Origin of the sequence: Photobacterium damselae (assembly GCF_003026815.1) — a bacterium.
Classification (GTDB): Bacteria; Pseudomonadota; Gammaproteobacteria; order Enterobacterales; family Vibrionaceae; genus Photobacterium; species Photobacterium damselae.
Genome location: NZ_PYOG01000022.1, coordinates 71,283 through 81,001, shown reverse-complemented (window position 1 = coordinate 81,001; position 9,719 = coordinate 71,283). Strand labels below are relative to the sequence as shown.

The window sequence follows — 9,719 nt, the reverse complement described above, 5'->3', positions numbered from 1 at the left end:
TATTGATCCAACGGAAGAAAATCAGCGACTAATCAATCAAGTCGTCAAGGTGCTTGACCGACCAGATGGGACCATTGCTATCCAATACGGCCAGCGAAAACTCACGTTCAAAGTGTTCGATAAACTGACTGATATTGACCAAGGCCAGATAGTTGATAATAAACGCTTAGGTGCCGTTTTGAAATTTGCCCAGGAAAAACAGCAAGAATTTGAGCAACAACAAACACGCAATCGTAGTAAAAAAGCCCCGACACGAACCGCTCAACAACGAGCCATTCGGCAACTTGAAGCCATCAATCCTGTCTTAGTTCACTATGAACAATTTAAACCAAGTACTAGAAAAAAGCCGTGACTTCCCTACTCTATAACCCCAATTTCCCCCTAATTAACTACCTTAAAAGGAGACATTTTATCGGGGAATAATAAGGACATTTTAAAGTGAGTCCCATTTAGAAATGTCCTATGAACTTAGCGCAGATTTATATCTTAACTTATAGATGCTATTGGCTTCACTACTCGTTTCGTATCAATATCCAGAGTCTGGCTAGATTTGAATACAAGGTGCAAAACCATGACTACTATACAATCGAAAAACAAAGTTACTGCCATTAGTTTTTACAATATGGCTTTTCTTGGTAACCCCAAAGAAGCCGTTGAATTGTATGTCGGTGATGAATACATTCAACATAACCCACTTGTACCTGATGGTAAAAATGGATTTATTGATTACTTTGAGAGAATGTATTGCGATTATCCCAATAAAACTATTGAGTTTGTTCGCGCTATAGCGGAGGAAAACTTAGTAGCTTTACATACTCACCAAACATGGCCTGATGGCGATGAGTACGTCACTATGGATTTTTTCCGTTTTGATGATAATGGAAAGATCGTTGAACATTGGGACTCAATGCAAATTATTCCAAATACAAGTATGAACCCCAATACGATGTATTAATTAATAATGATAAAGATTAAATTATCAGGTAGCAGAAACTGGCTACCTTTTTTTCTCTATGGTGGCATCCTTTTGTTATCGTTTATGTTTTTAATTTTCCCTAATCAGGCTGTTTTTATATTAAGTAGGATATCAAATAAACTATCAGTAATATTAGCTAGACCAATTTTAATTACTACATCATTAGTTGTTATTCTTTGTTTCATTCTCGCTCTATTCCCAATTGGTAAAACACGTTTAGGTAATAGCCAGCCTGATTACTCCTATATTTCTTGGATAACAATGGTATTTACTACTGGTATGGGATCTGGACTAGTTTTTTGGGGTATCGCAGAGCCTGCTTATCATTATTTATTTTTCAATAAGTTAACAGTAACTGAAAGCCATAGTGTATCTAATGTATTGGCAATAACATATTTTCATTGGGGACTACATGCCTGGTCAATTTACACTATTGTAGCTTTGTCATATGCATGGTTCCGATATATTAGGAACAGAGATCTATCGTTAACCTCGCCTTTTATAGAACAATCAAATAATTCTATCTTTTTCGATATTATCAATATTATTACTGTTTTCACTATCATTTTCAGTGTCGCTGGAGCCTTTGCAAATTCAGTAAGCTTAATTCAAGATGGATTGAATTTAACAGCGAATACTATGAAAGGATTCAATAGTAGGATTATTATTGTCATCTTAATATCTTTGTTTTTCTGTATATCATCATTCACATCTATAAAAAAAGGAATTCGTATTTTAAGTCTTTTGAATGTTATGTTGATGTTGACACTTGCAGTCACAGTGTTTTTCACCAATGACGTAAAAAATATATTACATATTTTCATGAACTCAATTAAAGATTATATATTATTGCTGCCAAAATTATCTTTTCAACTAAATGAAAAGTCACAACAATGGAGTGTAGATTGGACAATCAATTACTTCATCTGGTGGTGTGCTTGGGCTCCTTTTGTTGGAATCTTTTTAGCAAAGATAAGCAAAGGAAGAACTGTTAGACAATTTATCTTATCTGTGATTTTTATTCCTACACTAACTTCAATGATATGGTTTTCGATCTATTCTGGTTCTGCTTTGATAAAATATTCAGAACCAGTACTGAGTGCAACTAAAAAAGATTTCACTTATGGTCTATTTGCCTTTTATGAACAATTACCGTTTTCAACCTTTCTCTCTACATCATCAATTATACTTTTATCTCTTTTCATTATTACTAGTATTGACTCCTCTGTTAATACTATTGATACCTTAATAAAAAATGATAAGCGACGTATCACTCTGCTCTATTGTCTATTAATCTCTTCACTCACTATAATACTTACTTATTATAATGATATTAATCTTAATAAGCAGATTGCGATTATTGGTGCAATCCCATTTATGATAATTATTGTTATTCAAATATATACATTTATTGTTGATGTCATTTTTTATATCTCCTTAAAAGATAGGATTAAAAATAATCCTATTAAATCTATTTGAATAATATCTCTAATTTGAATAACTGCCTAAATCTATTAGGCAGTTATAACTACAATTAACAGCCTGCTATTTCGAGTTTATAGACTGGAACTTTGTAATTAACAGGCTTTCCATCCACGATACCACTTCTATAAAAATAATAAGATAAGTAACATTTAGATTGTTCAACTGCACTTATTGACTGAGTTTGAAAGCCAGGAGCTGATTTAGGGATAATATATGCTGGCCCATAACGAGTTCCAGTACTTAGGACACTCCAGTCATTCTTATTCATACTCATAATGGTTCTAATATTCCATTCAGTAGGAAGTATATAGCCATAATGCAAACTTACTGTTTTACCATCAATAAGTAATGTAGAGTCATTTGAATTATTCCAATCATTTGCTTCTTGTTCCACAACCCCTTTTATTGCTGCTTTCCCATATACGATGCCATTAGCAGATTTTAAAGCTCCTTCTGCCCCTTTAAGATCTGCGATTCTTGCATCTCGTTGTAGATTTAAAAATTTTGGCATTGCTACTACAGCAAGCATCCCTAAAATCACAATAACGACGACCAATTCAATTAGGGTAAAACCTTTATACCTATTCATACACACCATAAAAAATAAATACCTCTACTCAATGAAATGTAGAACGTATTTTTTGTGCTGACAAGATATTATTTCAGGTATAATTCATTTAACTTCAACAAAAAATAGAATATGAACGTATGATTGACGACTCGATTATTATTGAAACACTAGAGCAACTAGAAAGCTTCCTTCTATCTATTGAAAATGGTGGCATGGGATTGACCAATGTTGCGGGTGTTGCCTTAGCGACTAACAATGCAAATGGTCGCCCTTTTGTTGCAGTACTTGATGATAAACACCAATTACTTTTAGGTCGTTGGGTATCACAAGAAGTTTATGATAATGGAAAAGATATGGTTCGATACGGACCAAAGAAAAAAGTCCATTAATAGATAAGACAAAGGCTTCTATATTGAAGCCTTTGTCTTTCATTGACTATAACATTTGAAATGTTACAGCGTCACTAAACGGGTGGTTTGCCGATTTATTAGTCATCTAATGTTCTTGTCTCCCTGTAACATATTAGATAACAGGTTATTTTAGGTTAACATACAACCGATTAAGGCAATTTTCGCTCTTCTTTCTCTGTTGGGAAAATTTGGCACCAATCGTTTTTCATATTAACAACATTCCATCCATGTGTTTTTGCCTGGTTCATTAACTCAGGGGTGAATTTTCCCTCAAAAGAACTTGGCCCATAGCTCCACTCCCGTTCTTGATCTGTATGATGGATTAACATCGCAAAGCTCTCACCTTTTTGAGATGTCGTCCAGTCAAGCATTGCAGCATCACCTGTTGAGTTACCGATTGCAACAATGGGTCTTTTCCCTATGATGGTCTCGATATTGATGGCTTTTTGAGGTCCATCATTAACATAAATAAGCTTATCATTTTTAAATAACTGAGCTTTACCATTCACTTGTTTATAGCTGTAGCCAAAAGTTGTACCAATCACATTTTGTGCTGGAATATGATAAATGGCTTCACTCCATGGACGAACAAAAGCAGCACCAGCTCCTGTGACAATATAAACATCAAATTGATTAGCCTTAAGATAATCAATTACTTGGATCATAGGTTGATAAACCAAAGATGTGTATGGACGATTAAATCGAGAGGATTTATGAGTCTTGAGCCAAGATAATACTTCAGAACTGTATTGTGACGGTGTCACGCCTGCCTGAGATTGCGCTAAGATAGGAAGAAGAGCAGACCAACTATGTTTAAAGACCTCTTGAATATCTCCATCTACTACCCATTTATATGGCGTTTTTTCTCCCCAATCTAAGTTTGTTTTCGCCTTTGCTTTTATTTGGTCGAACGCAAATTGAAATTGAGTATACATAGGCTTTTCTGGCCATAATGTACCATCATTATCAATTACAGCAATTCGTTCATTAGCCGGAACATAATCTGCACTATTAACATTTGTCACTTTATCAACAAATGTTAGCAATGAAGAACGAGGAGAACTGTTTTGCCATAAAGATAAGGTCTCTCCCTGATTGTCGCATGACATTGAGAATACTGAAAACGGTATTGATACAAATGGTAAAGCACATAGTGCAACGTGTGTAAACTTCATAACTGGCTCAATTCATTAAATTTTCATTAAGTATAATGGAATATTGGCATAGACTACCAAGTATTTTTATTAGGAATAAAAAGTTTAATGTGATTGTGTACTAAGTTTAATGTTATGACATGATATCTATATAGAAATAACAATTCTTATTCGCTAGAATGCTCCATTGGCAAAGTGTTTTACTTGAAATAATTATTATACTTATGAACCAGTCAGTGATCGATATCAGGCAGTTTGGACGCTTTGATGTTGACTTAACAAATAGAATTATTAAACGACGTGCGGATTCAGCAGAAGTAAAGGTTTCAAAATCCGAAATATTGATTTTTACTTATCTAGCTGAAAATAAAGATAAAACCATACATAGAGAGAATTTACTAAAAGAGTGCTGGCAAGGAAAAGTTGTAACGAATAATTCTTTAACCGTTGCAATAAAGAATCTAAGAACTGCACTTAATGAGATTGACGAAAATAATCTTATTATTACAGAGCCAAAGTTAGGTTATGCAATCAATGGAGCCAATCTAACTCATTCTGTACTAAGCGATCTTAATGATAGTGATAGAAATTTAGAAATCCAAACACTTGGTAAAAATCCACCAGCAAACAAACGAGAAATACCAAAAAAGAATATAGATATAATACTACCATCTAAAAATCATATGGTTACCCTATTATTTCTTCTCATAACGTATTTTATAGGTATGCAATATTTTAGTTTTATTGATGAGAAATCGATAAATGGAATACCCGTTATCTATGATGGGATTGATTTACCGAATCCTGTTGTAAACACAATCAAGCAAAGCCAAGCTGATGGTGCTGCAAAATGGATTGCATACCCGATAAGTGGCATTTGTTCACGATACCAACTGTATGGTGTTATCGGTGACGACTTTATTGATTACTCAGATAAAATAAAGCAAGGTTCTTGTGATGTTTCGTAACGCTATTTTAGGTATTGGTTTAGGAGTAGTATTGATTAGCGCTCAGGGTTTTTATTCAACCATGACTACCCTAGCCAAATATCATTTTTCAACCTCCTATCCTTCTTTATCACAAGAAAAGCTAAAGATGACGCTTCAACATGGAAGAATAAAAGAGCAATTAGTCGTTTATGATAAAGAACAAAAAGTGATTTTAACTAAGCAGTTAAACGGTTGGTTTTTTAGATTATTTGATCATTACTATGTGTTAGGCATGCAAGGTAATGGTGCAAATCAAGAGTATTATTTGAAGTTTAAAAGCTTTTATATAGAAACCCTTACATCAGGTAACAGTTTACTGATTCGTGATCATAGAGGTATTTATAGAGGTAAATCTGGCGAGATCGTACCTTTAAATAGCCTAATGCAAGGTCAACAAATTAGTTAAGATAGGCACTCTTCGGAGTGCTTTTAATTAATAGAAATAAAGTTATAGTGCATTAGCTTTGGTACTAATTTATTATGATGGCAAATTTAATTAATCGCTTGAATCACCTCTTGGATAAAAGCTATCATAATAAATTAAATAATATAAACAAAACTAAGAATGCTATCTAATGGCTATAACCATAAGAGATATCGAATCTCATTACTACATGATAGAAGAGCTCAAGTCATTAACGAATACCAATGTCACAACCAAAGCATTAATTAAAGGTGGATACCTAGCGGTTGATATTGGTAAACAACTGGCGGAAGAAACAGAACGTAGAAAAGCGGTAGAAGAGGAATTAGAACAGTTAACGCAACTATTGGATGCTCATATCAAAGCTCAGTCTGCTCTATTTAACTATATAAAAAAAGAGAAGCCATAAGTTAATATCGCCTCTCTTCATAAAAAATATTGACCTTATTAACGAGATGAAACAGCCAACTCGGTATAACCTGTTGATGTATCAAACGCACGACTGAAAGCTAAATTATCATAAGCAATTAGGCAAAGCTCGCATGTATATGAAACGACAGATCCAGGTTGGAGATGCCCGCCATATACATGCCCTTCCTTATCTGCAACAGAGATATGAATATGAACATGTTCAGGCGTTAATGTCCCTGCCAAGGTTAGAATTTCTAATGGACCAGACAGTTCTAGACATTGAGTTGCACTGGCCAATCGAATATTAACTGACTCTAGACAACCGACCCCTGTTACAAGGGAACCAGCTTGAATATCAGAAGAAACGACATAATCAAGAATAGCTTGACGAAGATCTTGCCCTTGGGTTAATCGTAAAGCGTGTGGAGTTACCATTAAGCTCTCTTACCTTGTTTCTTCGTGTTCATACTATGAGGAAAAACATTATTAATGCGTTGTTTAACTTTACTTGGGATCTGCTTAGAGAAAACAAGTTTTGTCTGAAAACGGGTTTTATAGACTTTCACTACCCCATCAAATGGCATCTTATGGCCAATATCTTTACAAGCTTGACGAAACCCATTCGGAATTTGGCCTTTCTCTTCAACCAGTTCGCCTTGTTTAAATTTAAGACGCATTATTGGACGATCTTTAAAAACAATGAAAATAACAACCACGGCGAGTAGGATTACATATTCCATCATAAGCTCCTTTCAATGTTATTGTGCGCTTTGCTCTATTATTCAAATCAATTGTAGATTACAAATAGTAAGCAAATTACTAGCCAAATTGATTAACCGATTGAAAGGCAGATAAAAAAGAGACGTTATAATCGGTTAATTCTTTAAAACTCTATTATGCGTCCATATCAAGTAGACGAGTTAAATCATCTTTTAGGTCCAAAACCGTTTTACTGGCCTTCTCTGTTCGACTACTTTCACTCAATAAGTATTCAATCGTATCAGATAAGGTAGAATCGAGTTCTTTTGATTTTTCCGCTAACTTTTCCCAAACCCGATAATCAAGATCGATAGATTTCTTTCGAGTATGAACCTGTTCAGCGTTAAAGTGACGTTTACGTTTTGCTCGAATAGCTTGTTTAAGTTTGATCTCTAGAGCTGGAGACATATGATTATCAATCCAAGTAAGCACTTTGGTTGGTTCATGCTCTAAAGATTGAAGTTGTTCGACAGCAGCTTCAACTTCACTCGTATCAATATAACGAGTAACCGCTTCACCCTCTTTCCATTTTTTAACCAGATAAGCCCATTTCCAACCGGCTTCAAGATTTTCAAGCTGCTGATATTTCATAAGATCTCTTTCTTCCTCACCAACACGATATCGTTACAGTGTAACCATAACGGAGCGAAATCACAATTGTTCCATCAATGCATACGCAGTTAAGTCAATGATTTTGCGAAATTACAGACATAAGTCCCTATTATGCTCGCTCTTATTGCATTATACTGCTGGCCTTTTCACAGTACTAAAAGAAAAAAGAATTTAGAGATATGCATGAAGAATCGTGGCGTACATTGATCCCTGATTACACGCCGTACCGTAATGTCTTAGAAAACTATAACGAATTAGCGCCAGCAGATACTGGGTTACTTCAACCACGCCTAGCAGATGCCGTACGCCGTTTTACCGCGATCACTATTCAGCCTCGTGTCCTTCGCGTGACAGCTCCTGATAATAAAATTTACCGTGATTATGTGATTGAGCTTCTGACTAAGTACGAACAAGAAAGAATTCAGAAGCAAACATCCCAGCAAAGCTTAGAGCAATCATCAATCACAGATCCAATTGTCGTGACCAGCGAATATGTTACCGAGCAATCGCTTTTTGGTACGGTATATCCACCATCAAGTGATGCAAAAGTTGTTACATATAATGTAAAACACGGTCTTATTCATCAAGCAAACAATGGTTACTTAGTTCTATCGGTAGGTGCATTAATTGCCAATCCTGGAGCTTGGAGTCGACTAAAAAGCGTATTGATGAATGGCGAGCTTGAATGGCAACCTTCTGAACCTAAAAAAGCTTACCCATTACCAACAGCTGAAAAACTCAATGTTAAGCTAGTATTAGTTGGTGACCGATTCTTGATGGCTGATCTTGATGAAGCAGAACCAGACTTATCTGCAGGTTTTGCCATGTATGGCGAGTTTGAACAAGACCTCTTACTCACCGAGCAAAGCCTTCCTGACTATTTACGTTATGTCAAAGCTATTGCTAAACGCAGTCAATTGCCTGATCTTGCCGACAGTGATGCTGTTGAAGCGTTACTATCAGCAGGTGCTCGCTACGCTGAAGATCAATCCCGAGTACCTCTTTGTTTGTTATGGCATACCAATGTATTGTCTGAAGCGAGTATTGAATCTGAAAACCAACAGATTACTCGTGAACACTTAAAAGCCTCGCTTAATGCTAAGTTGTATCGAGAGTCTTACCTTCCTGAGCGTGCAATTGCCGATATTCATCATGGCCAAGTAGTGATTGAATGCCAAGGACAGGAAGTAGGTCAGGTCAATGGCTTAACCGTTGTTGAAATGCCAGGGCATCCGATGTCTTATGGAGAACCGGCTCGTATCTCTTGTGTGGTTCACTTTGGTGATGGCGATATTTCGGATGTTGAACGTAAAGTTGAGCTTGGTGGTAATATCCACGCTAAAGGCATGATGATCATGCAAGCATTTTTATCTACTGCATTAAATTTAGATCAAGCCCTTCCATTCTCAGCATCGATTGTATTTGAGCAATCTTACTCTGAAGTTGACGGTGACAGTGCCTCTTTAGCAGAGCTTTGTGCTTTAGTCTCAGCACTTTCTGTTCAGCCGATTAACCAAGAGATTGCAGTTACCGGTGCAGTAGACCAATTTGGACGTGTACAAGCGGTAGGCGGTGTCAACGAGAAGATTGAAGGATTCTATAAGGTTTGTGTTCATCGCGGTCTTACAGGTAATCAAGGTGTTATTCTGCCGAAAACCAATCTATCAAGTCTTTGCTTAAATGATGAAGTTATCGAAGCGATCAAATCGGGGCAATTCCATATCTGGACGGTAGAAAATGTTGATGAAGCCATTCCTCGTTTGATGGGACAAACATTTAGAGGAAAAGAGGATGATACTGACACTATCTTGGCAAAAATAGCAGAACGTATCGAACTATTTCATCTAGGTGGTATGTATCCAGAAGAAAATATCTTCTCTCGCATTCGTAATACAATTCAGAACTGGTTTGTCCAGAACTGATCCGAG

At 35.9% G+C, this 9,719-nt stretch carries 12 protein-coding genes and 1 pseudogene; 8 read left to right on the top strand and 5 right to left on the bottom strand.

Annotated features, from left to right (window positions below; translation table 11 throughout):
• From CTN07_RS16700 to CTN07_RS16690, 3 genes and pseudogenes are all read left to right on the top strand, one after another.
• Window positions 1-352 (top strand): annotated as a pseudogene (locus tag CTN07_RS16700) (ISNCY family transposase); the annotation flags it as partial.
• A 219-nt stretch (window positions 353-571) separates the two neighbouring features.
• Window positions 572-955 (top strand): nuclear transport factor 2 family protein, encoded by a 384-nt coding sequence (locus CTN07_RS16695; protein ID WP_036763887.1) that lies wholly within the window; start codon window positions 572-574, stop codon window positions 953-955.
• Window positions 956-961: 6 nt separating this feature from the next.
• Window positions 962-2,455: a BCCT family transporter gene (locus tag CTN07_RS16690; RefSeq protein WP_005299409.1), complete on the top strand. Its 1,494-nt coding sequence runs from the start codon at window positions 962-964 to the stop codon at window positions 2,453-2,455.
• Window positions 2,456-2,510: 55 nt separating this feature from the next.
• Here CTN07_RS16690 and CTN07_RS23270 read toward each other — a convergent pair whose 3' ends face one another.
• Window positions 2,511-3,050, bottom strand: a complete 540-nt coding sequence (locus tag CTN07_RS23270) for a type II secretion system protein (RefSeq protein ID WP_050787759.1) — start codon at window positions 3,048-3,050, stop codon at window positions 2,511-2,513.
• Between the two features lie 119 nt (window positions 3,051-3,169).
• On the opposite strand from CTN07_RS23270, the gene CTN07_RS16680 reads away from it, so the two are divergent.
• Window positions 3,170-3,421 (top strand): hypothetical protein, encoded by a 252-nt coding sequence (locus CTN07_RS16680; protein ID WP_036763882.1) that lies wholly within the window; start codon window positions 3,170-3,172, stop codon window positions 3,419-3,421.
• A gap of 170 nt (window positions 3,422-3,591) precedes the next feature.
• Here CTN07_RS16680 and CTN07_RS16675 read toward each other — a convergent pair whose 3' ends face one another.
• Entirely contained in the window at window positions 3,592-4,617 is a 1,026-nt protein-coding gene (locus CTN07_RS16675; RefSeq protein WP_005299406.1) for an HAD family hydrolase, read from the bottom strand.
• Between the two features lie 215 nt (window positions 4,618-4,832).
• Here CTN07_RS16675 and CTN07_RS16670 point away from each other — a divergent pair, with 215 nt between their 5' ends.
• From CTN07_RS16670 to CTN07_RS16660, 3 genes are all read left to right on the top strand, one after another.
• A complete protein-coding gene (locus CTN07_RS16670; protein WP_157132362.1) occupies window positions 4,833-5,564 on the top strand; it encodes a winged helix-turn-helix domain-containing protein in 732 nt (243 codons plus the stop codon).
• On the top strand, window positions 5,554-5,991 hold the full coding sequence (locus CTN07_RS16665) for a hypothetical protein (protein WP_036763880.1): 438 nt from the start codon (window positions 5,554-5,556) through the stop codon (window positions 5,989-5,991). The genes CTN07_RS16670 and CTN07_RS16665 overlap by 11 nt, the downstream gene beginning before the upstream one ends.
• A gap of 169 nt (window positions 5,992-6,160) precedes the next feature.
• Window positions 6,161-6,418, top strand: coding sequence for a hypothetical protein (locus CTN07_RS16660; protein WP_036763875.1), 258 nt, complete (start codon window positions 6,161-6,163; stop codon window positions 6,416-6,418).
• Window positions 6,419-6,456: 38 nt separating this feature from the next.
• On the opposite strand, the gene CTN07_RS16655 is transcribed toward CTN07_RS16660, so the two are convergent.
• From CTN07_RS16655 to matP, 3 genes are all read right to left on the bottom strand, one after another.
• Window positions 6,457-6,855: a PPC domain-containing DNA-binding protein gene (locus CTN07_RS16655; protein WP_036763872.1), complete on the bottom strand. Its 399-nt coding sequence runs from the start codon at window positions 6,853-6,855 to the stop codon at window positions 6,457-6,459.
• Window positions 6,855-7,160 carry a DUF3634 family protein gene (locus CTN07_RS16650; RefSeq protein ID WP_036763871.1) on the bottom strand — a complete coding sequence of 102 codons (306 nt, stop codon included), beginning with the start codon at window positions 7,158-7,160 and terminating at the stop codon, window positions 6,855-6,857. The genes CTN07_RS16655 and CTN07_RS16650 overlap by 1 nt, the downstream gene beginning before the upstream one ends.
• A gap of 154 nt (window positions 7,161-7,314) precedes the next feature.
• On the bottom strand, window positions 7,315-7,770 hold the full coding sequence (gene matP, locus CTN07_RS16645) for a macrodomain Ter protein MatP (RefSeq protein ID WP_036763870.1): 456 nt from the start codon (window positions 7,768-7,770) through the stop codon (window positions 7,315-7,317).
• Window positions 7,771-7,970: 200 nt separating this feature from the next.
• Here matP and CTN07_RS16640 point away from each other — a divergent pair, with 200 nt between their 5' ends.
• Window positions 7,971-9,713 (top strand): AAA family ATPase, encoded by a 1,743-nt coding sequence (locus CTN07_RS16640; RefSeq protein ID WP_005299396.1) that lies wholly within the window; start codon window positions 7,971-7,973, stop codon window positions 9,711-9,713.
• Window positions 9,714-9,719 lie beyond the last annotated feature (6 nt).